General features: G+C 74.6%; 23 protein-coding genes. 9 read left to right on the forward strand and 14 right to left on the reverse strand.

Translation table 11 applies throughout. From position 1 onward, the window contains the following. Positions 1 to 12 precede the first annotated feature (12 nt). The 3 genes from ABTY56_RS01200 to ABTY56_RS01210 all read right to left on the reverse strand — a co-directional run bounded on the left by ABTY56_RS01200 (position 13) and on the right by ABTY56_RS01210 (position 3,494). On the reverse strand, positions 13 to 1,113 hold the full coding sequence (locus tag ABTY56_RS01200) for a calcium:cation antiporter (RefSeq protein ID WP_350625173.1): 1,101 nt from the start codon (positions 1,111 to 1,113) through the stop codon (positions 13 to 15). 90 nt (positions 1,114 to 1,203) lie between these two features. Further along, entirely contained in the window at positions 1,204 to 2,736 is a 1,533-nt protein-coding gene (locus ABTY56_RS01205) for a serine/threonine-protein kinase (RefSeq protein WP_350625175.1), read from the reverse strand. Beyond that, complete coding sequence (locus tag ABTY56_RS01210; RefSeq protein ID WP_350625177.1) at positions 2,733 to 3,494, reverse strand: serine/threonine protein kinase; 762 nt, start codon at positions 3,492 to 3,494, stop codon at positions 2,733 to 2,735. The genes ABTY56_RS01205 and ABTY56_RS01210 overlap by 4 nt, the downstream gene beginning before the upstream one ends. A gap of 212 nt (positions 3,495 to 3,706) precedes the next feature. Here ABTY56_RS01210 and ABTY56_RS01215 point away from each other — a divergent pair, with 212 nt between their 5' ends. The 3 genes from ABTY56_RS01215 to ABTY56_RS01225 all read left to right on the forward strand — a co-directional run bounded on the left by ABTY56_RS01215 (position 3,707) and on the right by ABTY56_RS01225 (position 6,449). After that, a complete protein-coding gene (locus ABTY56_RS01215) occupies positions 3,707 to 4,696 on the forward strand; it encodes an SDR family NAD(P)-dependent oxidoreductase (RefSeq protein ID WP_350625179.1) in 990 nt (329 codons plus the stop codon). A gap of 172 nt (positions 4,697 to 4,868) precedes the next feature. After that, positions 4,869 to 5,276, forward strand: coding sequence for a hypothetical protein (locus ABTY56_RS01220; RefSeq protein ID WP_350625181.1), 408 nt, complete (start codon positions 4,869 to 4,871; stop codon positions 5,274 to 5,276). Positions 5,277 to 5,666: 390 nt separating this feature from the next. Then, entirely contained in the window at positions 5,667 to 6,449 is a 783-nt protein-coding gene (locus ABTY56_RS01225) for a glucosamine-6-phosphate deaminase (RefSeq protein ID WP_350625183.1), read from the forward strand. Positions 6,450 to 6,585: 136 nt separating this feature from the next. Here ABTY56_RS01225 and ABTY56_RS01230 read toward each other — a convergent pair whose 3' ends face one another. The 3 genes from ABTY56_RS01230 to ABTY56_RS01240 all read right to left on the reverse strand — a co-directional run bounded on the left by ABTY56_RS01230 (position 6,586) and on the right by ABTY56_RS01240 (position 10,293). Continuing rightward, positions 6,586 to 7,716, reverse strand: coding sequence for an aminotransferase class I/II-fold pyridoxal phosphate-dependent enzyme (locus tag ABTY56_RS01230; protein ID WP_350625185.1), 1,131 nt, complete (start codon positions 7,714 to 7,716; stop codon positions 6,586 to 6,588). A 136-nt stretch (positions 7,717 to 7,852) separates the two neighbouring features. Further along, positions 7,853 to 8,488 (reverse strand): helix-turn-helix transcriptional regulator, encoded by a 636-nt coding sequence (locus tag ABTY56_RS01235; protein WP_350625187.1) that lies wholly within the window; start codon positions 8,486 to 8,488, stop codon positions 7,853 to 7,855. 191 nt (positions 8,489 to 8,679) lie between these two features. After that, positions 8,680 to 10,293 carry a YVTN family beta-propeller repeat protein gene (locus ABTY56_RS01240; RefSeq protein WP_350625189.1) on the reverse strand — a complete coding sequence of 538 codons (1,614 nt, stop codon included), beginning with the start codon at positions 10,291 to 10,293 and terminating at the stop codon, positions 8,680 to 8,682. Positions 10,294 to 10,648: 355 nt separating this feature from the next. Here ABTY56_RS01240 and ABTY56_RS01245 point away from each other — a divergent pair, with 355 nt between their 5' ends. Further along, positions 10,649 to 11,092: an RrF2 family transcriptional regulator gene (locus ABTY56_RS01245; protein WP_350625191.1), complete on the forward strand. Its 444-nt coding sequence runs from the start codon at positions 10,649 to 10,651 to the stop codon at positions 11,090 to 11,092. 111 nt (positions 11,093 to 11,203) lie between these two features. Next, the gene (locus tag ABTY56_RS01250; protein ID WP_350625193.1) at positions 11,204 to 12,385 is read left to right on the forward strand and encodes a globin domain-containing protein; all 1,182 of its coding nucleotides are present in this window, start codon (positions 11,204 to 11,206) and stop codon (positions 12,383 to 12,385) included. Positions 12,386 to 12,602: 217 nt separating this feature from the next. On the opposite strand, the gene ddaH is transcribed toward ABTY56_RS01250, so the two are convergent. Beyond that, on the reverse strand, positions 12,603 to 13,442 hold the full coding sequence (gene ddaH, locus ABTY56_RS01255; protein ID WP_350625195.1) for a dimethylargininase: 840 nt from the start codon (positions 13,440 to 13,442) through the stop codon (positions 12,603 to 12,605). A gap of 224 nt (positions 13,443 to 13,666) precedes the next feature. Continuing rightward, on the reverse strand, positions 13,667 to 14,560 hold the full coding sequence (locus tag ABTY56_RS01260; protein WP_350625197.1) for an MBL fold metallo-hydrolase: 894 nt from the start codon (positions 14,558 to 14,560) through the stop codon (positions 13,667 to 13,669). Positions 14,561 to 14,780: 220 nt separating this feature from the next. On the opposite strand from ABTY56_RS01260, the gene ABTY56_RS01265 reads away from it, so the two are divergent. Continuing rightward, positions 14,781 to 15,563 (forward strand): SGNH/GDSL hydrolase family protein, encoded by a 783-nt coding sequence (locus ABTY56_RS01265; RefSeq protein ID WP_350625199.1) that lies wholly within the window; start codon positions 14,781 to 14,783, stop codon positions 15,561 to 15,563. 24 nt (positions 15,564 to 15,587) lie between these two features. Here ABTY56_RS01265 and ABTY56_RS01270 read toward each other — a convergent pair whose 3' ends face one another. Next, positions 15,588 to 16,013 carry a ribosomal maturation YjgA family protein gene (locus ABTY56_RS01270; RefSeq protein ID WP_350625201.1) on the reverse strand — a complete coding sequence of 142 codons (426 nt, stop codon included), beginning with the start codon at positions 16,011 to 16,013 and terminating at the stop codon, positions 15,588 to 15,590. Between the two features lie 256 nt (positions 16,014 to 16,269). On the opposite strand from ABTY56_RS01270, the gene ABTY56_RS01275 reads away from it, so the two are divergent. Further along, positions 16,270 to 17,751: a DUF2252 domain-containing protein gene (locus tag ABTY56_RS01275; RefSeq protein ID WP_350625203.1), complete on the forward strand. Its 1,482-nt coding sequence runs from the start codon at positions 16,270 to 16,272 to the stop codon at positions 17,749 to 17,751. Between the two features lie 95 nt (positions 17,752 to 17,846). Here ABTY56_RS01275 and ABTY56_RS01280 read toward each other — a convergent pair whose 3' ends face one another. From ABTY56_RS01280 to ABTY56_RS01290, 3 genes are read right to left on the reverse strand one after another with little or no spacing between them, the layout of a single operon-like run. Beyond that, positions 17,847 to 18,533, reverse strand: coding sequence for an alpha/beta fold hydrolase (locus ABTY56_RS01280; protein WP_350625205.1), 687 nt, complete (start codon positions 18,531 to 18,533; stop codon positions 17,847 to 17,849). A 26-nt stretch (positions 18,534 to 18,559) separates the two neighbouring features. Then, positions 18,560 to 20,041: an MFS transporter gene (locus ABTY56_RS01285; protein WP_350625207.1), complete on the reverse strand. Its 1,482-nt coding sequence runs from the start codon at positions 20,039 to 20,041 to the stop codon at positions 18,560 to 18,562. Then, complete coding sequence (locus ABTY56_RS01290; protein WP_350625209.1) at positions 20,038 to 20,604, reverse strand: helix-turn-helix domain-containing protein; 567 nt, start codon at positions 20,602 to 20,604, stop codon at positions 20,038 to 20,040. Before ABTY56_RS01290 ends, ABTY56_RS01285 begins: the two co-directional genes overlap by 4 nt. A gap of 272 nt (positions 20,605 to 20,876) precedes the next feature. On the opposite strand from ABTY56_RS01290, the gene ABTY56_RS01295 reads away from it, so the two are divergent. Then, entirely contained in the window at positions 20,877 to 21,620 is a 744-nt protein-coding gene (locus ABTY56_RS01295; RefSeq protein WP_350625211.1) for a class I SAM-dependent methyltransferase, read from the forward strand. A gap of 220 nt (positions 21,621 to 21,840) precedes the next feature. Then, positions 21,841 to 23,154 carry a DUF5685 family protein gene (locus tag ABTY56_RS01300; protein ID WP_350625213.1) on the forward strand — a complete coding sequence of 438 codons (1,314 nt, stop codon included), beginning with the start codon at positions 21,841 to 21,843 and terminating at the stop codon, positions 23,152 to 23,154. A gap of 7 nt (positions 23,155 to 23,161) precedes the next feature. On the opposite strand, the gene ABTY56_RS01305 is transcribed toward ABTY56_RS01300, so the two are convergent. Together ABTY56_RS01305 and ABTY56_RS01310 are read right to left on the reverse strand one after the other, a co-directional pair. Next, a complete protein-coding gene (locus ABTY56_RS01305; protein WP_350625215.1) occupies positions 23,162 to 23,341 on the reverse strand; it encodes a hypothetical protein in 180 nt (59 codons plus the stop codon). Then, a complete protein-coding gene (locus tag ABTY56_RS01310; protein WP_350625217.1) occupies positions 23,334 to 23,477 on the reverse strand; it encodes a hypothetical protein in 144 nt (47 codons plus the stop codon). The genes ABTY56_RS01305 and ABTY56_RS01310 overlap by 8 nt, the downstream gene beginning before the upstream one ends. Positions 23,478 to 23,579: the final 102 nt, after the last annotated feature.

The raw sequence follows: 23,579 nt of genomic DNA on the forward strand, positions 1-23,579 counted from the left end.
GCCGACCGGCCGTCACGGGTTCACCGCCAGCACCATGTACCCCGCCAGCACCGCCAGGTGCACCGCGCCCTGCAGCATCGTCGCCCGGCGCGGGATCACCGTGAGGATGCCCAGCACGACCGTCAGGGTCAGCAGCACCATGTGCGCCGGGCCGAGGCCGAGGACGAGCGGGCCGGACAGCCAGGTGGAGGCGATCGCGACCGCCGGGATGGTCAGGCCGATGCTGGCGAGCGCGGAGCCGAGGGCCAGGTTGAGGCTGGTCTGCACCCGGTTGCGGACGGCCGCGCGCAGCGCCGCGATGGTCTCCGGCAGCAGCACCATCATGGCGATCACCACGCCGACGACGGCGTGCGGGAGTCCGGCGTCGTCCACCGCCTTCTCGATGGTCGGCGAGACGCCCTTGGCCAGGCCCACCACCGAGACCAGCGCGACGGCGAGCAGCAGCAGGCTGACCCCGGCGGCCCGGACGGTGGGCGGGCTCGCGTGCTCCTCCTCGTCCAGCACCCGGCCCTCGGGGGTGACGGCCAGGAAGTAGTCGCGGTGCCGGACGGTCTGGGTGGCCACGAACAGCCCGTAGACCACGAGCGAGGCGGTGGCCGCGTAGGTCAGCTGGGTGGTCGAGAACTGCGGGCCCGGCGAGCTGGTGGTGAAGGTCGGCAGCACCAGGCTGAGGGTCGCGAGCGTGGCGATGCAGGCGAGCGCGGCGCCGGTGCCCTCGGCGTTGAAGACGGCGGTGCGGTACTTGACCGCGGTGACCAGGATGGACAGACCGAGGATGCCGTTGCAGGTGATCATCACGGCGGCGAACACGGTGTCCCGGGCGAGTGTGGAGGACTTCTCCCCGCCGTCGGCCATCAGCGTCACGATCAGCGCGACCTCGATCACGGTGACGGCCACCGCGAGCACCAGCGATCCGAACGGCTCCCCCGACCAGTGCGCGATGACCTCGGCGTGGTGCACGGCGGCCAGCACGGCGCCCATCAGGAAGCAGGCGACCACGCCCACCACCCAGCCGGGCAGGTCCTCGTGCCAGGTCAGGACGAGGACGACGAACGACACCACCGGAACGACGACGGTCCATTGCGCGGCAGCTGCGCGGAGCTTCGTGATCATTCCGCGAGGATCCCAGACCACCGTCCGGTCACCCGGGTGCCCGCGCCGGGATGCGTATGGATGTGGCACAACTCGTCCCGGTACGCGCCCTCATCCGCCGTAGTCGGCGAGGTACCGGAGCACCTTGTCCACATGGGCGCGGACCCGGTCCGGGACGCCCCCGGCCGACTCCACCGTCTTGTCGCTGGTCCGGTAGGCGGCCGTGACCAGCGCGGGCAGGTCGCGGGTGAAGCCGGCCCGCTTGAGCTGCTGGTCCAGCCAGCAGACGTAGTTGCCCATCGCGGCGATGGCGTCGCCCGGGTCCAGGTACGACTTGGGGCCGGCGTGGGTGGCCGCCTTGGCCCAGGCCTCGAAGACGGCGGGCGTCCACATGGCGATGCCGTACTCGCCGGTCTCCGGGCGGGCGGCGTTCGGGTCGAAGCCGCTCTCGGCCTTCAGCATCGCGGCCAGCAGCACCGGGGTGACCTCCGGCTCGGGGCAGCGCCGGGCGGCGTTCAGGATCATGTCCCGGTAGGCGACCGGGACGTCCGAATCCGCCGGGATCGCGCCGGGCGGCGGGGGCGGGCCGCGGTGGGCGCCCGGGCCGGCGGGCTCCGGTCCCCCGGTCAGCGCGAGGACGGCGAAGGCGCAGGCCAGCGCGCCCGCACCGGCCCGCAGCACGACGCGGCGGCGCCGGGCCGGACGGGCGGTCGCCCGGGCGACCAGCGCGGCGAGGTCGGTGCGCGCCCGCTCCTCCCGCCCGGGGGCGAGGCAGGCGGCGACCACGGGACGCCAGCGCGCGGGCAGCGCCTCGTCCGGCCGCAGCGGCGCGACGCCGCGCGCGTACGCCTGGGCGGCCAGCGAGCGGGCCCGGGCGGTGGCGCCGAGGAAGGGGTGCAGCCCGCCGGTGAGCAGCTGGTGGGCGATCACGCCGAAGGCCCAGACGTCGGCGCTGGGGCGCACCGCGACGCCGCGCGCCCCGGTGCGCTGGGACCACCACTCGGGCGGGACGTGGTCGGGCGAGCCCAGCGGCGGGGCGTAGGCGTGGGTGCCCTCCAGCTCGGCGGTGAGGCCGAAGTCGGCGATCCTGGCGCTGCCGTCGGGCATCAGCAGGATATTGGCCGGTTTCAGGTCCCCGTGCACCCAGCCGGCCCGGTGCATGTGGGTCAGCCCGGCGCAGACCTCGGCGAGGATGCGCTCGGCTCCGGGCACCGCCGTGCCCGGTCGGGCGGCGGCCAGCACGTCCTGGAGGCTGCGGGCGGCGCGCTCCATCACCAGGGCGACGGCACCGTCCAGGGCCGGGTGGTCCGGGTCCTCGACGGTGACCACGGCGAGGGTCCGGATCAGGTGCGGGTGGTCGGCCCGCCGGCTGAAGCGCTGCTCGCTGCGGGCCATCTGGGCCACCGTCCGCCGCTGGCCGGGGCTGAACCGGGCGGCACCGAGCAGTTTGACGGCGACCGGGGTGCCGTCCGGCCCCTCGGCAGCGTGGACGCTGCCCCACGCGCCCGCACCGAGGAACGCGCCGAGGCGGTAGCCGGCGATCGGGTAGCCGTCCGGGACGTCGAAGGGCGGGCCTTCGGGCGGTCGGCCCGCGCTCGGCCGCCGCTCCGGTGGCTCCGGATCCGGGGTGTCCGCGGGCTTCACGGCCGGGTGGCCGCGCGCCGGGGCGGGAGCAGGGCCAGGTGCTCCTCCCGGACGAGGTCGAACCTCAGTGCCAGGGCGGCGAGTTCCTCGCGTTTTCCGCCACCCGGGCCCTCCTCGTACGGCTCGCGGAGCCGCAGCTTGGTCTCCACCAGGTAGTCGATGTGGTAGTTCACCGCCGAGCGGGTCAGTCCCTGACAGGAGGGCAGGGCGCGCAGCCGGGCCAGCACCTCGGTCACACCCGGGACGACGGCGGCGGAGGGCGAGCGCAACCGCGGCTCGCACAGCGCGAGCAGCACCAGGAAGTACTTGGCGGTCGGGTCAAGGGCGAAGGGGCTGACGGTGCGTTCACCGTCGGCGCCGCCGGGTCGGCCGTCCAGGTAGGCGTGCTGCGGGGCGAAGACCTTGAAGGAGGCGGGCTCGCCCAGCGCGGGCAGCAGCACCCGGGAGAGCTCGAACGGCACGGGCGCGCCGAGCCGGCCGGGGGCGACCTTGATGTGTTCCCCCGCGCCCTCCAGGTTCTCCACGACATAGGTGGCGGAGCCGCTGAAGTTGGACAGCCGCCAGTAGTCCTCGGCCGCGACCACCTCGCCCGCGCGGCGCGAGACGCCCTGGTCGGGCAGCGGGATGGCGACCGGCCGACCGGGCTCGCCGCGGCCGAAGACCGCGGCCTCGCCGGGGCCCATCCGCACCAGGCCGGGCGCCTCGCGGGGCGCCATCTCGGGCCCCGGACAGGGAAGTTGCACGATGACCGTGTCCACGCAGCCACCTCCGTGGGATCGGGTCGATGGTATCCGCCCGATTCGCCCCGGAGGCAAACCGCCACCCGGACGAGTGACGGGACACCGCCAACCCCGCCCGGTCTCGCCGGAGTTGCCGTCAACCTGCGGGAGGACGGCCCTCCTCCTTCCGGCCGGAGGGTCGGGCCGGTCGGCCGAGGCGGCCCCGGGGCGGGGGTCGCGAAGGTGGGGGCATGGACGTCAACTCCTCTTCCACCGCATCCACTTCCACCACCGCGGGATCGGACTCCCCCGCCGCTCCGGCCCGGCGGGCGCTGCTCGGCGCCTCCGCGCTCGGACTGGCCGGGGCGGCCGCCGCCACCCTGGGCGCCGGACGGGCCCAGGCCGATCCGGGCGAGCGGCGGCGCGGCGCGCCGTCCGGCCAGGAGGGCCGCTTCGAGGACCGCACGGTGCTGATCACCGGCGCCACCTCGGGCATCGGTCGGGCCGCCGCGCTCGCCTTCGCCGCGTCCGGCGCCCGGGTCGGCTTCTGCGGACGGCGGACCGCGCTCGGCCGCGAGGTCGAGCAGGAGATCCGCCGGGCCGGCGGCGAGGCCTCGTACTTCCCGGCCGACGTGCGCGACCCGGCACAGGTCGAGCGGTTCACCGAACAGGTGGTGGCCCGGTACGGCGGCCCGGACATCGCCGTCAACAACGCGGGGATCGGCAGCGGAAAGCTGCTCCACGAGCTGAGCGTCGCCGAGTGGGACGACGTGCTGAACACCAATGCGCGCGGGGTGTTCCTGGCGCTCAAGTACCAGATCCCGCACATGCTGAAGGCCGGCCGCGGGGTGATCGTCTGCACCGCCTCCTCGGCCGCCGAACAGGCCCGGCCGAACGGCGGTGCGTACACGGCCAGCAAAAGGGCGATCCAAGGACTGGTCAAGGCGGCGGCTCTCGCGTACGGAACCAGGGGCATCCGGATCAACGCGATCCTCCCGGGCACCACCGACACCGCCTTCGTCCGGCCGCCGGGCATCCCGGACGCGGCCTGGGCGCAGTTCAAGAAGGCCTACGGGCCGCTGAACGTCGAGGGGCTGGAGCGGATGGCCGAGCCGGAGGAGATCGCGCGGGCGATCCTGGCGCTGACCTCGGACGATTTCACGTACCAGACCGGCGCCTCGGTGCCGGTGGACGGCGGGGCGACGGCCGGACGACGGATGGTGCTGCCGCCCACGAACTGATCCTCCGTCAGGACACCAGTTGTCCGGATATCGAACACTCGGCGAACGGTTGCACTATGTAGTTGAACGATCACCATGAGTGTGACGCAACGCACACCACGCGACGTCCACAATGTGTGCAAGACTCATCCCAAGGAGTGAGATTCCCTTAATTTCCAAGGAGGTTCGCATCATGCGCACTCGGATCGCAGCTGTGATGATGACGGTGGCAGGGATCGCCGGGCTGACGGCTGGCCCGGCCATAGCCGCCACGGCAACGTCCGAGACCGACGCCGTGGCCTGCGCCACGGTGCTCAACCGCCCCTGCATCTCGCACCAGGCCGACGGCGAGGGCTTCGTCGGCGTCGCCCAGGTCACCGCCGACCCGGGCCAGTTGACGATCGTGAAGGTCGAGGTCCGCACCCAGGCCGCGTGGGGCAGCCCGTGGGAGACCGCCGCCTCAGCCACCACCGTGCGCCTCGGCTCCGCCAAGGCCGTCACCCCGCGTGTCGTCACCACCGACCTGCACATGATCTGCGCCACCGCCGGCCCGGCGCTGGACGCGGCCAAGCAGGTCACCACCTGTACCAACCCGTTCTGATCACGGAGCCCTTGACGGGCGGCACGCGCGACGCCACCACCCGCCCCCGTCCGCACGCCCGACGGCAGCGGCAGCAGTAGCAGTAGCAGTAGCGACAGGACGAGACGGGGCCCCGCCCCGCTCGGGGCCGGTCGCCGGGACCCCCGTTCCCGGCGGCCGGCCCGTCGGCGTTCGGGCCCCGGACCGTCGACGCACGGGTGCCCGCACCGTCGGCGCGCAGGCATCCGCACCACCGCCCGACTTCCCTCGCCCGGCATCCGAGGGGAGAACAGGAGGCCACGGACCGGCTCCGACCAGGCCCCGGGTGGACCTGGGGCACCCGTTCACGGCAAACTGGTCTAGACCTCGGAGGTCTAGACCTCAGACGCACCTCAGAACGGTGGACCCAGTATGGAAATCGTGATCGTCCCAGACGCCCGGGCGGCCGGCGAACTCATCGCCACGGCGATCACCGATCTGCTGACCGACAAGCCCGACGCCCTGCTCGGCGTGGCCACCGGTTCGACCCCGCTGCCGATCTACCAGTCCCTCGCCGCCCGGGTCGGCGACGGCCGACTGGACGCCTCCCGGGCGCGCATCTGCCAGCTGGACGAGTACGTCGGCCTGCCGGCCGGCCACCCGGAGTCCTACCGCTCCGTGGTGCTGCGCGAGGTCGTGGAGCCGCTCGGACTGACCGAGGACTCCTTCCTGGGTCCGGACGGCAACGCGACGGACATCGCCGGAGCGGCCGCCGCCTACGACCGCGCGCTCGCCGAGGCCGGCGGCGTCGACCTCCAGCTGCTCGGCATCGGCACGGACGGCCACATCGGCTTCAACGAGCCCTGCTCCTCGCTGGCCTCCCGGACCCGGATCAAGACCCTGACCCGGCAGACCCGCGAGGACAACGCGCGCTTCTTCGACAGCATCGACGAGGTCCCGCACCACGTCATCACCCAGGGCATCGGCACCATCCTGGAGGCCCGCCACCTGGTGCTGCTCGCCACCGGCGAGGCCAAGGCCGAAGCCGTCGCCCTCGCCGTCGAGGGCCCGCTGTCCGCCGTCGTCCCCGCCTCCGCGCTCCAGCTGCACCCGCACGCGACCGTGGTGGTCGACGAGGCCGCCGCCTCCCGCCTCAAGCTCGCCGACTACTTCCGCGACACCTACGCGGCCAAGCCGTCCTGGCAGAAGCTCTGAGCACGTCCGCGGCGCAGCCGTGACGGCCGGGGCGCCGGCCACCGATCCGCTCGGTGGCCGGCGCCCCGGCTCGTTCGCGTGCGCGCCGGCTCGTGCGTGTGCGCGGGCGCGCCGGTCGGTGGTCCGTCGGGGCCGGTCAGCGCTTGCGGAGCCAGCCGGCGAAGGCCTCCAGGGCCGGGCCCGGGTCGCGCCGGCCGAGGCCGAGGCGGAAGCGGTCGGTCGGGGTGGGCGTCAGTTCGGAGCGGAAGGTGCTCGCGGGCAGCAGGATGACACCGGCCTGTTCGACCAGCCCGGTGCAGAACTCCTCCACGCCGTCCGTCCCGAGGTAGCGCGGGAAGGCGACGCAGCCGCCGTCCGGGGCGCGCCACTCGAAGAGGTCGGCGAACTCGGCGAAGAAGGCGTCGAAGAGCGGCAGGTTCTCCGCGATGATGCCGCGGTTGCGCGCCAGGATCCGCTCGCGGGCGGTGATCGCGATCCGGGCCAGCACCTCGCTCGGCGCCGAGTTGCAGATCGTGGTGTAGTGCTTGGCCCGTTCCAGGCGGGAGCGTACCTCCCGGTCCCGGCAGGCGATCCAGCCGATCCGCAGACCGGGCAGGCCGAGCGACTTGGAGGTGACGTTGAGCGAGAGGGCCCGTTCGGAGAGGTCGGCGGCCTGTGGCAGGGTGCGGGCCGGGTCCCGCTCCAAGCCGCGGTAGACCTCGTCCGAGAAGAGCCGGATGCCGCGCTCGTCGCAGAGTTCGACGAGCCGGGCGAAGTCGGCGGCGTCGATCAGCGTGCCGGTGGGGTTGTTGGGGAAGTTGACCGACAGCACCCTGGTGTTCGGGCGCAGCGCCGCCTCGACCGCGTCGAGGTCGAGCGCCCAGTCCCGCCGGTCGTCCAGGGCGACGCCGGTGACCTCGCACAGGGAGAGCGGAATGGTCTCGGCGGACTGGTAGTTGGGGGTCACCACCACCGCGTGGTCGCCCGGTTCGAGCAGCACCTGCATGGCGAGGTTCAGACCCTCCTGGGCGCCGCCGAAGCAGATCAGGTCGTCCGCGTCGACCTGCTCGTACATCCCGGCGATCGCCCGGCGCAGCCCGGGGTCGCCGAAGGTCTCGGTGTAGCCGAGGGTGAGGGTGTCCCAGGCCTCGCGGTCCTCGGGGCCGGCCAGGGCGAGCAGCTCGGCCATCGTCATGGTCTGGGCGTCGGAGGCGGTGAGGTGGTGGGGGGCGGTGAACTCCCAGCGCGAGAGGTGGGTTTCGAGCCGGAAGTCGGGGAGCTGGGGCATGGGGCCGTTCCTTCCTGGGGCCTGAGATGCTGCGGGGCCTTCGGCCGTGCGGTCCTACGGGTTGTGCCGTCCTGCAGGGCTTGCCGTCCTGCAGGGCTTGCCGTCCTGCGGGACTTGCGGTCCTGGCGTTGCCGCCCTACCGGCCGGCGGGGTGCTTGAGCTCGGCGAGCAGGCTGTAGGCGGTCGAGCGGGATATCCGCAGCGCGGTGGCGACGACGGGGACGGCCCGGCGGACGGCGAACACCCCGGCCTGGTCGAGTTCGTGCAGCACGGCCAGCCGGTCCTCGCGGGTGAAGCGCTCCAGCGGGCGGCCCTGGGCGCGGACGTGGCCGCCGATCACGTCGTTCATCCGCTCCGTCCAGTCGCGTTCGAAGAGCGGTTCGGGGCGCGGCGCGGTGGGGGCGGCGAAGCCGGCGAGGAGGGCGGCGGCCTGTTCCAGCGGGCCCCGGTCGAGGTTGACGCAGAGCACCACCGAGGGCTGTCCGGCGTCGTCGCGCAGCACGGCGCTGACGGCGGAGAGCCGGCGGCCGTCGGGCAGCGCCTTCTCGTACGGGCCGTAGACGTCGGGGGCGGTGGGGTCGACCTCGTCCAGTTCGCCGAGCATCGACGGGTCGCCGGGCGCGCGGGGCGTCATCGGGTTCCAGATGGCGAGCACCCGGTCGGTGGCGATGTCGTGCAGCACCACCTCGGCGTACGGGCCGAGCAGCAGGGCCACCGCGCGGCAGACCGGGGCGAAGGTCCGGACGCGCTGGTCGGGGTTCTCCGAGGGCATGGTCGGACTGTACGTCCGGCCCGGACACTTCGTCCAGAACCGCCGACGACGGAGGCCCCGCCGGATGGTCCGGGTTCCGGCAGGGCCTCCGCGCCGCGGGCGCTGTTCGACGCCGCGGGCTGGACGGGGGGCTACGTGCAGACGCCCGGGGCTACGTGCAGGCGCCCCGGGCTACGTGCAGGCGCCCCGGGCTACGTGCAGGTGATCGACAGCCCGAGGACGGAGGAGCAGCTGCGGGTGTCCCGGCTGGTGGCGGGCGACGGGTCGGCGGGGGCGCCGGCGGTACGGGCCACGGTGACGTCCCAGCTGCGGATCAGCGAGAGCACTCCGACCTGGATCGAGAAGTGCCGGGTGACGCTCGCGCCCTTGGCGAGCGGGGCGGCCAGCGTGCAGGTGAGCTTGCCGACGGCGACGGCGCAGTCGCCGGAGGTCGTGGTCAGACCGCTGGGCAGGCCGGCGGTGACGGTGGCCGCGGTGATCGGGTCGGGGCCCTGGTTGGTGAGCGTGACCGTGTAGTCGACGCGGCTGGCGAGCAACTGGGTCACCGGGGTCGCGGTGAGCGCCACGGCCAGGTGGGCGCTGGGCGCCGCATAGGTGAAGCGGTCGGCGGCGACGGCCGCGCTGGTGCCGCCCGGCGTGGTGACCCGGACGTCCACCGGGCCGGTCACGGTGGTGGCGGGGGCGGTCGCGGTGCAGCTGGTCCTGGTGCAGCTGAACGCGGTGGCCGGGCCCGCCGCGCCGAAGGTCACCGCGGTGGCGCCGTTCAGGTCGGTGCCGGTGATCGTCACCGTGGTGCCGCCCGTCCCGGAGCCGCCGTTCGGGGTGATCGCGGTCACGGCCGGCACGGGCAGCGGGAAGTTCAGCACCTGCACGGCGTTGCCGGTGAAGTCGGCGAGGTAGCCGTGCCGCCCGTCGGCGGCCAGCGCCAGGGTGTACGGGCTCGCGCCGACCGGCACGGTCGCGGTGACGGTGCGGCTGGCGGTGTCCACCACGCTCAGCGTGTTGTCGGCGTAGTCGGATACGTACGCGGTCGAGCCGTCGGGGGCGACGGTGACGGCGTACGGGCCGGAGCCGACCTGGACGGTGCCGAGGAGCGTGTTCGCCGCGGTGTCGATCACGGCGGCCGTGCCGTCGTCGCCGTCGGCCACCCACAGTCGGCTGCCGTCCGGGCTGAGTGCGAGGCCGAAGGCGCTGTGGCCGACGGGAACGGTGGCGCTCACCGTGCTGCCCACGGTGTCGACGACGTTCACCGCCTTGTCGCCGGAGGCCGCGACGTACAGCCGCTTGCCGTCCGCCGAGACGGCCAGCCCGTGCGGCTCGGCGCCCACCGGGACGGTCGCGGTCACCGTGTCGGTCGAGGTGTCCAGCACGCTCACCGTGTTGGCGGAGGCGTTGCTCACGTAGGCGCGCGAGCCGTCCGGGGAGAGGGCGAGGCCCCAGGGCTGGGCGCCGACCGGGACGGTCGCGGTCACGGTCGCGGACGCGGTGTCCACGACGCTGACCGTGTTGTCCAGGTGGTGCGTCAGGTAGGCGCGGTGCCCGTCCGGCGAGAGGGCGACCGCGTAGGAGCCGGTGCCGGCGGTGAAGCTGCCGGACACCGTGTTGCTCGCGGTGTCCAGGACGCTCACGGTGCCGCTGCTCTGGCTGGTCACGTAGGCGTGGCCGCCGTCCGGCGCCAGGGCGACGCCCGCCGGGTAGGGAGCCACCGGCACCTGGGCGGTGACGGCCGGCGGCGGTGCGGCGGCCCGGGCGGTGGTGGCGGGCAGGGACAGCAGTGCGGCCGTGGCCGCGGTTATCGCGGTCACGGCCGTCAGGGTTCGGCGGGGTGCTCGGCGTGTTCTCATGGTCTCTCCGTTCGGTCGGTGACAGGGGTGCCGCGCGGTACGGGTGGTGCGGAACGGGTGGTGCGCGGTACGGGCGGTGCGGCTGTGCGGTACGTCACGTGCGGGACGGGCGGTGCAGGTCCCGCCGGCTGTGCCGCGCGGGGCGGGCCCGGGGCCGCACGAAGCGTAGAAGCCGCCCTGACCACCCGTCAGGGAGTGACCGCTAATGTCGCCAACTGTTCAGATTCGACCGGTTCATCGGGTAGCCCTCGGGTCGCCCGGTCGCGGTCGTGCAGAAAATTGGAGTTGTGGAGTCGCATTCGATAGCGTTTCGAACGTGAGGCTGACCAAGAGCACCGACATCGCCCTCCGCATCGCCATGCGGCTGGCGGTCCTCGACGAGGGCGACACCCCGACCACCCGCGCGGTGGCCGAGTCGGTCGGCGTGCCGTACACCCACGCGGCGAAGGTGGTCAGCCGCCTGCAGCACCTGGGGGTGGTGGAGGCCCGGCGCGGTCGCGGCGGCGGGCTGATGCTCACCTTCGCCGGGCGGACCGGTTCGCTCGGACTGCTGCTGCGGGAGCTGGAAGGGGTCGGCGACGTGGTCGGCTGCGAGGACGACCCGCCGTGCCCACTGCGGGCCGCGTGCCGGCTGCGCGGGGTGCTGCGCAACGCCCAGGAGGCGTTCTTCGCCACGCTCGACCCGTTCTGCATCGACGATCTGGTGGCCGCCCCCACCGGGCCGGTCCTGCTCAGCCTCACGGCCGGACCCGCCGGCTGATCCACGCCCCACCGACCTATCCAGACCCACCGACCGATCCACGCCCCTGCGGCCGCTCGGCACCGTGCGGCCTTAAATACGAATCTCAGATACCAGTTAGGAGCCCGACTGATGCTGTCCGCGAAGTCCGCCGAGGTCATCGAGGCCACCCTGCCCGTCGTGGGCGCCGCCATCGGCGACATCACCCCGCGCTTCTACGACCGGATGTTCGCCGCCCACCCCGAGCTGCTGCGCGACCTCTTCAACCGCGGCAACCAGGCCAACGGCACCCAGCGCCAGGCGCTGGCCGGCTCGATAGCCACCTTCGCCACCGCGCTGATCGCCCACCCGGACCAGCGCCCGGACGCGATGCTCGCGCGGATCGCCCACAAGCACGTCTCGGTCGGCATCGACAACGAGCAGTACCGGATCGTCCACGAGCACCTGTTCGCCGCGATCGTGGAGGTCCTCGGCGAGGCCGTCACCCCCGAGGTCGCCGCCGCCTGGGACGAGGTCTACTGGCTGATGGCCAACGCGCTGATCGCCGTCGAGGACCGGCTGCGCGCCGAGGCCGCCGCGGGCGGCGACCCGGCCGACCTGTGGCGCCCGTACACCGTGGTCACCCGCTACCAGGAGACCGACAGCGTCACCAGCTACCTCGTCCGCCCGGCCGACGGCCGCCCCGTGCCGGCCTCCCGCCCCGGCCAGTACGTCTCCGTGCGCACCGAACTGCCCGACGGCGCCCGGCAGATCCGCCAGTACAGCCTCTCCGGCGGGGCCGACGGCGCGCTGCGCTTCACCGTCAAGCGCGAGGCCGGCGGCGAGGTCTCCGGCCACCTGCAGGACCACCTGCGCACCGGCGACACCGTCGAGCTCTCCGCCCCGATGGGCGACGTCGTCCTCGCCGACGGCGACGGCCCGGTCCTGCTCGTCTCGGCCGGCATCGGCAACACCCCGATGACCGCGATGCTCGACCACCTCGCGGCCACCGGCTCCACCCGCCGGATCGTCTCGGTGCACGGCGACCGCGACCAGCTCGGCCACGCCTTCCGCGCCGACCTGGAGCAGCTGACCGCCAAGCTGCCGAACGCCACCGCCCACGTCTTCTACGAGCAGCCGCTCGGCGAGTGGCCGGCCGAGCGCACCGGGCTGGTGGACCTCTCCTCGGTCGAGATCCCGGCCGGCACCACCGCCTACCTCTGCGGCCCGCTGCCCTTCCTGCGCGCCGTACGCGAGCAGCTGCTGACCGCGGGCGTCCCGGCGGCGGACATCCACTACGAGGTGTTCGGCCCGGACCTGTGGCTCGGCGCCTGATCCCGGGCACCCGGGCCTGACCCGGGCGCCACGCCCGACTCCGGGCGCGGACACGCGAGTTACCCCACCGGCACCGGTCCGCTCGGTACGACGACGAGCGGGCCGGTGCCGTACTGCTGCGGGGACCGTACGGCTTCAGGTGCCGTACGGCTGCACGCGCCGAACGGCTTCAGGTGCCGTACGGCTCAAGGGTGCTGCCCGGCCGGCCCGGGCCGGTTCACGCGGGGGCCGGGGCCGGCCTGAGCTCCAGGGTGCAGCACTTGGCGCCGCCGCCGCCCTTCAGCAGCTCGGAGACGTCCACCGGGATCGGCTCGTAGCCGTGGTCGGCGAGCCGGCCCGCCAGGTTCTTGGCCGTCTCCGGCAGCAGCACCCGGCGGCCGTCCGAGACTGCGTTGAGCCCGAACGCCTCGGCGTCCGCGCGGTCGGCGAGGACGGCGTCCGGGTAGAGCGTGCGCAGCACGGCGCGGCTGTCGGCGTCGAAGGCCTCCGGGTAGTACATGACGTGGTCGTCCGCGAGCACGGCCAGCGCGGTGTCCAGGTGGTAGAAGCGCGGGTCGACCAGGTTCAGGCTGACCACCGGGACGCCGAACAGCTCGCCCGCCTCGGCGTGCGCGGCGCGCGAGCTGCGGAAGCCCGTGCCGGCGAGCACCCGGCGGCCCACCACCAGGTGGTCGCCCTCGCCCTCGTTGACCTGCCCGGCGCGGCGCACCTCGCGGTAGCCGCGGGCCCGGAACCAGGCCTGGTAGGCGTCCGATTCGGCGGCGCGCTCCGGGTGGCGGAAGGTCGCCACCAGCACCCGGCCGTCCAGCACGGTCGCGCCGTTGGCGGCGTAGACCATGTCGGGCAGGCCGGGGAGCGGGTCGATCAGCTCGACGGTGTGGCCGAGGCGGCGGTACGTCCAGTAGAGCCGCTCCCACTGGCGGAGCGCGAGCGCGGTGTCGGTGGGCTGGGACGGATCCATCCACGGATTGATCGCGTAGTCCACGGTGAAGTGCGTCGGCCTGCACATCAGGTAGCGCCGCGGCCGGGCGATGCGCTCCGGGGTCTGCGTGGGCATGGCTCAACCGTCCTTGGATCGCGGGGAGCTCGGGGTTCCGCCGGTACGGAACACCTCTCTGTTGCAGAGGCGGCTGCCCCGGCGGCACCGTTCGCACACCCGCGCGGGCGCCCCCGCTGGACGCACGCCCCCGCGCACCCGGCGCGAGCACCGGCGCACGGGCCCTCCGACGCTACCGGCGGACCGTGCGCGGACCCGCTGTCAGCCCACCGCCCCAGGGCCGGCTACCAGCGGACCGCGGCGAAGTCCACCGGCGCGGGCCGCAGCGTCCGGCAGCGTCCGGCCAGGGCGCGCAGCCGGCGGTCCGCCTCCTCGACGGGCATCCGGCGGCGGTCCCCGTGGCCGGGGAGCAGCCACTCGAAGCGGAGCACGCCCAGAGCGCGCTCCAGCGAGGCGGCCTGCTCCTCGATCGAGTACCAGGTGACGGCCTCCTGCACCTCCACGTCCCCGGTGGTGCGGGACCAGTACAGGCTGTCGCCGCTGAAGCAGTACCGCTCGTCGGCGACGAACAGCACGCTGCCGCGGGTGTGGCCGGGGAAGGGGTGGGCGACCAGGCCCGGGCCGATCTCCACCGGCTCGGTGCCGCGCAGCACCCGGTCCGCGTCGGGGGCGGCGTCGAGGTCGCCCTCGTGGATCCAGAGCCGGGCGCCGAGCCGGTCGGCGTACTCCCGGCCGTGCCTGGCGTGGTCACGGTGGGTCAGCAGGACGTCGGTGACCGGGCCGAGCGCGGCGTAGCGGGCGGCGAGGGCCTCGCTGCAGCGGGGCGTGTCGACCATCACCCAGCCGGTGGGGCGGCGGCAGAGGTAGGAGTTGGCGCCCGCCGTGAGGCGGGAGTTGTGGCCGAGCAGCAGCACTCCGTCGTCGAGGGCGAGCGGGAAGGGGTCGCCGGCCGGGTCGAGCCGGCCGGAGCCGGGGCGGATGGAGCGGGTCGGGCAGGCGTGGGCGGCGGCCCGCAGCTGTCGGCGCTCGGCCTCGTCGCGGGGCTGGCGGACCAGCTCGGACCGGCCGGCGTGCTCGCGGACCAGGTCGGGAGCGAGCTGCCGGGCGACGTCGCAGTTGGTGCACCTGTCGTCGATGGACCAGGTGTCGGGCGCCTCGGAACTCGGGTTCGTGGCCATGGATCGTCTTCCCCCAGGAGGTCGGCGGCCGGGGCGGCCGCTCCCTCGAAGGATCGGCCGGTCGGGCCCGAAAGCGGAAGGGGGTGCGGTTCTTGTGCTTTGCGGGGGACGGCGCTCCGAGCGGCCTCGCGGGGCCGAAGAGAGTACGTGGTCCATCTCACGTGCCACCAGGGTCACCTACGGTGGCGTAGGTCACTTGATTGGGTGAACTATCTCTTTCATGTCGTACCTCCAGGAGACCCTTGACCTCAGCTCGTACGCCGCCCTCGGGGACAGCTTCACCGAAGGCCTGAACGACCCCGGTGTCGACGGCAGGTTCGCCGGATGGGCCGACCGCCTGGCCGGGATCCTCGCCGACGGGCGTCCGCCCGGCGCGTTCCGCTACGCCAACCTCGCCGTGCGCGGCCGGCTGCTGGACCAGATCACGGCCGAGCAGGTGCCGGAGGTCCGCCGGCTCCAGCCCGACCTGGTCACCTTCTGCGCCGGCGGCAACGACATCCTGCGGCCGGGCAGCGACCCGGACGAGGTGGCCGAGCGCTTCGAGACGGCCGTCGTCCGACTCGCCGAGTCCGCCGGAACGGTGCTGATCTGCACCGGATTCGACACCCGCGACGTGCCGCTGCTGAAGCACCTGCGCGGCAAGATCGCCACCTACAACGGGCACATGCGGGCCGTCGCCGACCGCAACGGCTGCAAGGTGGCCGACCTGTGGTCGCTCCGCTCGGTGCAGGACCGCCGCGCGTGGAGCGAGGACCGCCTGCACCTGTCCGGCGACGGCCACCAGCGGGTCGCCCTGCTGGCCGCCCGCTCGCTGGGCCTGGCCACCGAGCAGGACCCGGAGGCACCGTGGCCGGACGCCCCCGTGCTCACCCCCGCCGACCAGCGGCGCGAGAACCTCCAGTGGGCCCGCGAGCACCTGATCCCCTGGGTCGGCCGGCGCCTGCGCGGCGAGTCCTCGGGCGACCACGTCGAGCCCAAGCGGCCGGACCTGATCCCGCTCTGACGGCACGTCAGTTCTGTCGGTACGTCAGTTCTGTCGGGGGGTGGCGCCACGAGGCGGCGCGGGACGCAAGCCCCGCGCCGCCCGGTGGAGCAGTACGGCACCACCCGCGCCGACCAGGTACCAGAGCAGGTCCGGCGGGTTGAACGTCGAACCGAGGACGAGCCGGGCCAGGGTGCTGCGCCGGCCCCAGGCGTCCGGTAGCCCGGTGAGCTGGAACAGCTCCACCGCCCAGCTCAGTCCGGCCGCCCAGGCGGCGGCCCGGCCGGGACGCATCCGCGGAGCGGCGAGCAGGACCAGCGTGTACAGCAGGACGGTGTAGAGCGCGTCCCCCGCGTCCTTGGCGACGTCCCCGCCCGCCACCGCCCGCACGCCCAGGCCCGCGGCCACCGTCACCACCGCCGCTGCGCCTGCGGCCGCACGCGCGCGCAGGCTCCCCCGAAGATCATCCACGCGCCCACGCTACCCGCCGCCCGAGCGGGCGCCCCACGCGCCGGCCCGGCGGGGCGGGCTCGGCACGGCCCGGCGGGGCAGGCTCGGCGGGGCCCGGCAGGTCGTGGCGCGGCCACGGATCCGGGGGCGAGACCAACCGCACCCGCCCCGCCGGAACCACCGTGCGGCCCCGGACGTCACTCCCCCCGATGAAACCATCCGCGCAGGTCGCGGGCGGGTAAGGACCGGAAGGGACGGGCGGGGCGCGGTGGCGCGGATGACCGAGGCAGTGGACGGGGCGAAGCCGGGAGCAGCGACGGGGAGCCGGGGCGGGCCGGGCGTCGTGGTGCAACGGCGCGCCGACGGTGCGGACGGCCCGGCCGGGCAGGCCCGGCGCGGGTTCGCGGTGGCCGGGTTCGCGCCGGCCCAGGACGGGCGGGCGCGGGAGCGGGGCAAGGAGCTGCGGGCGCGGCTGCCCCGGGAGCGGCACGCGGAGTTCGCCGTCACCGGCGGGCGGCCGACGGCCGTGGAGGCGCTCGAGGCGTCGAACACGGGCCGGATCGCCGAGCTGGTGGCGATCCGGGTGGGGCGGATGGCCGCCACGCCGTTCGCGTTCCTGCGCGGATCGGCCGGGCTGATGGCGGCCGACCTCGCGGGCACGCCGGTGACCGGGATCGGCGCCCAGCTGTGCGGCGACGCGCACGCCGCCAACTTCGGGTTGTACGGCGACGCGCGCGGCCAACTCGTCATGGACATCAACGACTTCGACGAGACCGTGCACGGCCCCTGGGAGTGGGACCTCAAGCGGCTCGCCGCCAGTCTGGTGCTGGCCGCCCGGGAGACCGGCGCGAGCGAGACCACCGCGCGCGAGGCCGCCGAGCACGCGGCCGGCTCGTACCGCCGGACCATGCGGACGCTCGCCAAGCTGCCCGCGCTGGACGCCTGGAACGCCGTCGCCGACGAGCAGTTGGTGTCCTTCGCCGAAGCGCACGACCTCGCGGACGTGCTGCGCAAGGTCGGTGCCAAGGCGCTCGGCAACACCAGCGCGAAGTTCGCCGCGCGCAGCACCACCCGTACGCCGGACGGCGGTTGGCGCTTCACGGCCGCTCCCCCGGTGCTCACCGAGGTGACCGACGCGACCGCCCGGGCCGTCGCCCACGCGCTCGGCCCGTACGTGGAGACGGTGCCCGCCGAGGTGCGCACGCTGCTGTCCCGGTACCGGGTGCAGGACGTGGCGTTCCGGGTGGTGGGCACCGGCAGCGTGGGCACCCGCTCGTACGTGGTGCTGCTCACCGACCACCGGGACCAGCCGCTGGTGCTGCAGGTGAAGGAGGCCCGCCCATCCGCGCTGCTGCCGTACCTGGCGCAGACGGAGCAGGACGGCCACGAGGGCCGCCGGGTGGTGCTCGGCCAGAAGCACATGCAGGTGGTCAGCGACACCCTGCTGGGCTGGACGACCGTCGACGGACTCCCCTACCAGGTCCGGCAGTTCCGCAACCGCAAGGGCAGCGTCGACCCGGCCGCGCTGCAGCCCTCGCAGCTGGACGACTACGCGCGGATCACCGGCGCGCTGCTGGCCCGGGCGCACGCGCACACCGCCGACCCCGGCCTGCTCGCCGGGTACTGCGGCAAGGGCGAGGCGCTGGACGAGGCGGTCGCGGCGTTCGCCGTCGCCTACGCCGACCGCACCGAGGCGGACCACGCGGACCTGCTCACGGCGGTGCGCAGCGGACGGCTGCCCGTCGAGCACGGCGTGTAGCCACCCGGCCGGACGTGCGGCCACTCCCGCAGGACCACTCCCGCAGGGCCTCTCCCGCGGGCCTCTCCCGCGGGAGGTACGGACCGCACGTGGGATCACGCCGACAGGAACGGCGCCACCACGGCGACGAACTCCTCGGGCCGGGCACCGTGCACCAGGTGCCCGGCCTCGACGGTGACGAGGCGGCAGTCCGGAATCTGCCGGGCGAGTTCGGCGATCCGCTCCTGGGGGACGTGGCTGGCCGCGCCGCCCGCCACCACCAGGGTGCGGGCGGTGATCCTCGCCAGCCCCTCCCGCCAGGCCGGGTCGGGGCTGTCGAGCTGGGCCCGGACGGCCCTGACCATCGCCCAGTCGAAGTGGACGTCCTCGTCCGGTTCGTCCGGCAGCGCGCTCGCGGGGCGCGGGTACGGCGCGGGGATGTCCTCCAGGACCAGCCGGTCGACACGCTGCGGCGCGGCCTGGGCGAGGAGGTAGCCGACGGCCCCGCCCATCGAGTGGCCGACCAGGTCGACGCGGTCCAGCCCGAGCGCGTCGAGGAAGGCCAGCACGTCGTCGCGCATCTCCGGCAGGCCGTAGGCGCCCGGCCGGCCGCTGTCGCCGTGGCCGCGCAGGTCGAGCGCGTACACGTGGTGGCCGGGGGCGAGGGCCGGCAGCACCACGTCCCAGTCGGAGGCGCGCTCGCCGAGGGCGTGCAGCAGCACCAGCGGCGGGCCGTCGGCGGGCCCGCTCTCCCGGTAGGCGAGTGTCACGTCGGGCAGGTCCACGGTCCGTACGTCGGTCATGCGACCACCGTACGGACCGTGGGCGGTCAGCGGACCGGCGTTCGCCCCCGGCGCAGCGCGACCGGCTCCTCCTCGCGCCGGTCCCGCGCGGTGGCGCGGCCCGCGAGGACCGAGGCCAGGACAGCGAGGCCGGCCACCGCCGCGCAGACCGTGCTCGCGGTGAGGTAGGCGGCGCGGTGCCCGCCGCCCCCGGCGGTCTCCCGCAGGTAGACGCCGGACAGCGCCGAGACCGCTACGGCCGCCGCGATCCGCTGTGCCATCTGCAGGATCGCCCCGCTCACCCCGGCCGCCTCGGCGGGTGCGTGGCGCAGCACGTACGCCTGGTTGGTGGAGCCCATCAGTCCGATCGAGGCGCCGCCGAGGAGTTGCAGCAGTGCCAGGAGCCAGGGCAGGGCGGCGGCGGACGCCCAGTGCGCGACCAGTCCGCCGGCGAGCATGGCCAGGGCGGAGCCGGTCATGCCGACGGTGACGGTGCGTCGGCCGAAGCGCTGGACGACCCGCCAGGCGAGCGCGGAGGCCACGCCCATCGCGACGGCGGAGGGCAGCGCGACCAGCGCTGCGCCCATCGGGGAGAGCCCGAGGCCGTCCTGGAGGAACATGGTCAGGACCAGTGACGCGGCGAGCGAGGAGCCGAACTGGGCCATCGCCGTCGCCGTGCCGAGCGCGTACGGCGCGGAGCGGGTGAGCGCGGGGTGGATCAGCGGGTGGCCGCCGGTGCGGGCGTAGCGGCGCTGCCACCAGGCGAGCGAGCCGAGCAGGAGGACGGCGGCGGCCGCGAAGGCCGCCCAGCCGGTCCAGCCGGGCGGCCGGACGAAGGGCAGCATCAGGGCGAGGGTGAGCGCGCCGACCAGCAGCAGTCCGACCAGGTCGAGATCGGCGTGCCGGGCGCTGGGGCGGGGCTTGGGCAGGTGGCGGGCGGCCAGGGCGACGGTGGCCAGGCCGAACGGGACGTTGAGCAGGAAGGTCAACCGCCAGCCGTGCTCGGGGCCGGCCGCCGCCAGCACCGCGCCGCCGATCGGCGGGCCCAGGGCGAAGGCGAGGCCTCCGGTGACGGCGTACATGCCGAGGGCGCGGGCCCGCAGCTGGCCCTCGAAGACGTCCTGGAGGGTGCCGATCATCTGGGAGTTGACCAGGCCCGCGCCCGCCCCCTGCGCCAGCCGGGCGGCGATCAGCACCCCGGGCTCGGTCGCGGTCGCGGAGACCAGGCTGACCAGCGTGAACAGGGCGAGCCCGGAGACGAAGAACCACTTGCGGCCCCTGACGTCGCCGAGCCGGCCGCCGGGGATCAGCGCGAGACCGAAGGCGAGCGAGTACCCGGCGACGATCCACTGCAGGTCGGCGGGCCGGGCGTGCAGGGTCTCGCGCAGGGCGGGGATGGAGGTGTTGAGCACGGACTGGTCGAGCAGCGTGGTGAAGCCGCCCGCGACGCAGACCAGCAGGACGCGGCGCCCGGCCGCGTCGAAGCGCTCCTTGGCTATCGGGCCGGTGGCGCCGGTGGCGGCGCTCACGGCTCGACCACCACCAGGGCGTACCGGGCGTCGCCCGGGCCGAGGCTGCGGAAGCGGCTGGTGGCGCCGACGTAGCGCAGGCAGTCACCGGGGGCGAGCAGCTGCGCCTCGCCGTCCACGGTCAGCTCCAACGCCCCCTCGAACAGCCAGAGGTGGTGCTCCCGGCCCGGCGTGCAGGCGCGGTCGTACGCGATGTCGGCGCCGGCGGGCAGCCGCCCCTCGATGATCTCCGCCCGCAGCGAGCCGTGCGGCGGCGAGACCGAACGGCGCACGAAGCCGGTGCTGTCGTCCCGCCACACCTGCTGCTCCCCGGCCCGCACCAGCCCGGCCGGGCCCGCCGCCTCCACCTCGGCGAGCAGCCGCGACATCGACCGCCCGTAGACGGCGCACAGCCGCCCGAGCAGCGCCGCCGTCGGGCTGACCTCCGCCCGCTCCACCCGCGACAGCGTCGAGCGGCTGATGTCCGCCAGCCGCGCCAACTCCTCCAACGTCCACCCGCGTTCGAGCCTCAGCTCGGCGAGCCGCTGCGCCAGCCGCTCGTCGACGGCCGTATCGATTCCCATATTCGCGATGCTATCCCGGATATGAGACTCCCTCTCCCGGATTCCCGGGCCGGGGCGACGGCGAGGCGGGGGGCGGGGCAGCGGCCGGGATACCGACGCGGCGGGGGCCGGCCCCGTACTCCTGCCCGTCCGCCCGGCCCCGGGCGGCGCCCATCTTTGTGGCTTCGACCAGTACGACGCCCTGGCGGCCGTGCGGTTGACTGCCCGCCAGGGGCCGCGACCCGTCGCGACGACGCGGTCGGGGCCAGGAATCCGACGGAAGGACCAACGCGATGGGCGTGCAGCAGTACGACGAGATCGGTGAGGCGTTCGAGGGTTTCAAGTCCCTGCCCCTGATGCGTTTCGGCGAGGTGCCGAGCTTCCTGGGCCTGGTCGGGGACGTCCGCGGCAAGTCGGTGCTCGACCTGGCCTGCGGCACCGGCTTCTACAGCCGGGAGTTCAAGCGGCGCGGCGCCGCGGAGGCCTTCGGGGTCGACATCTCCGGCGAGATGATCGCCGCCGCCCGGGGGATCGAGCAGCGCGACCCGCTGGGCGTCGGCTACGAGGTCGGGGACGTCGCCGAACTTCCGCCGCTCGACCGGCGCTTCGACGTCGCGCTGGGCGTGCAGTGCCTCAACTACGCCGGGTCCGCCGCGGAGATGGAGCGGATGTGCCGCAACGTCCACCGGAACCTGGTGCCCGGCGGGGAGTTCTTCCTGCTCGCCCAGAACCCGGACTACCGGTTCGACTGTCCGTCCCTGGAGGCGTACGGATTCCGTTGCGAGCCGCTCGGCGAGGAGATCGAGACGGGCCCGCGGATCCGGGTCACGGCACTCCTCGACCCGCAGCCGATCAGCATCGTCGCCACGGCCCCGCGCCGCGAGGCCTACGAGGAGTCGCTGCGGGCCGCCGGGTTCGGTGAGCTGGAGTGGGTGCCGCTGCAGGTGTCCGAGGCCGGCCTGCGCGAGTACGGCAAGGACTTCTGGGCGGACCTCCTCGCGTACCCGCCGCTGGCGATGCTGCGCTGCCGCGCCTGACGACCGCTCGGACCGCCCGCCGACACGATCGTCCCCGCCGGGGAAGCGGCCACCCGCTCACGGGCCTCCCGGCCGTCGAGGACCCGGGCTTCACGACGGCCCGGCCCCGACGAGGGCTCGGCCTCGACGAGGGCTCGGCCCCCGCGCGCCGCTGATCATATGATGTGCGGCGAAATCGTGGCCGGTCAGCGGCCACGACGCGAGGGGGACGGGGACGATCGTGTTCGGCATCATCAGACCGTGCAGGCACCGACTGTCGGAACGGCTGCAGTCCTCCTGGATGGCCCACCTGTGCGGGCTCTGCCTCGCGCTGCGCGACGACCACGGACAACTCGCCCGGACCGCCACCAACTACGACGGCCTGATCATCTCCGTCCTGGTCGAGGCCCAGGCCGCCCGCGAGGACTCCTCCTGGCGACGCACCGCCGGGCCGTGCCCGCTGCGCGGCATGCGGACCGCCTCCGTCGCCAAGGGCGAGGGCGCCCGGCTCGCCGCCGCCGTCTCGCTCGCCCTCGCCTCGGTGAAGATCCGCGACCACGTCGAGGACCGCGACGGCGTCTTCGCCCGCCGCCCGGTCGCCGCCGGGGCCCGCGCGGTCACCCGGCGCTGGGACCGGCAGAGCGCCGGCAGCGCCTCGACGGTCGGCTTCGACACCGCCGTCCTGCTCGAAGCAGCCTCCCGGCAGGGCGAGTTGGAGCGCTCGCTGCGGCCCGGCGGGTCGGTCCTGCTGGTCACCGAGCCCACCGAGACGGCCACCGCCGCCGCCTTCGCGCACACCGCCGTGATCGCCGGACGGCCCGGCAACGCCGCCCCGCTCGCCGAGGCCGGGCGGCTGTTCGGCCGGCTCGCCCACCTCCTCGACGCCGCCGAGGACCAGGACGCCGACGCCGCCTCCGGCGCCTGGAACCCGCTCACCGCCACCGGCACCGACCGCGCCGAGGCCGAACGGCTCTGCCGCGACGCCGTCCACGGCATCCGGCTCGCGCTGGGCGAGGTCGAGCTGAGCGACCGGGCACTGGTCCACGTCCTGCTCGCGCACGAGACCGAGCGCGCCGTCGACCGGGTCTTCGGCGCCCGGCACGCGGCCGGCTGCCGCACCGGGAGCGGCACGGAGCACGGATCGGCGCACGGCACGGAGCACGGCGCCGCGCACGGCACGGCCGGCGGTGCCGTGGCCGACCACCCGCACCAGGCACCGCCCCACCAGGCACCGCCCGGCCAGGACCCGGGCGCGCCGATCCCGCCGTGGGTGCCGCAGGGCCCCGGTTTCACCCCGCCCGGCTCGAAGCCACCGCACCCGCGCAACCTGCTCTCCGGGTGCGCGGTGTGGGCGCTGATGGCCTGTACGTGCCAACTGCTCTGCTGCGACCACAACGACCCGTTCAGCCGCCGGCCGCGCAAGGGCTTCTGCGAGCGGCACGACTGCTGCGACTGCCCGGACTGCTGCGACTGCTGCAACGGGTGCGACGGGTGCGGCGACTGCTGCAATTGTTGTGACAGCTGTGACGGGTGCGACTGCGGCTGCGACTGCTGACCCTCCGTCAGTCGGTGGCGGCGCCGGCGTCCGCCGCCCCCTCCTGATCGACCGGCTCCGGCCCGGGGTGCCCCCGCAGCACCCCGGGCCGGTCCACGCGCTCGCGTTCCGCTCGCTCACCCTCGCCTTCGCCGCGCCGCCACAGCGGAACCACCGCCACCGGGCGCCACTCGGCGAGCTCAGGCATCGCGCCCCGCCGCCTCCCGGTCCGCCGCCAGCGAGTGCTCCAGCCTCGCCAACAACTGCCGGAACCGCTCGGTGTCCTGCTCCGTCATCCGCCCTTCGGGCACTGCCCCCGGCCGCTCGGCCGCTCTGTCGTCCATGCGCCCGAGGCTAGGCGGCGACGATCAATGGCCGATAAACGCTCCCTGGAGCCGGAACCGGCCCCACGGGGCGCGTTCCGGCGAAGGCGCGGACCGCGCGGC

The sequence above is a fragment of the Kitasatospora sp. NPDC097691 genome (genome assembly GCF_040302665.1).
Taxonomy (GTDB): domain Bacteria; phylum Actinomycetota; class Actinomycetes; order Streptomycetales; family Streptomycetaceae; genus Kitasatospora.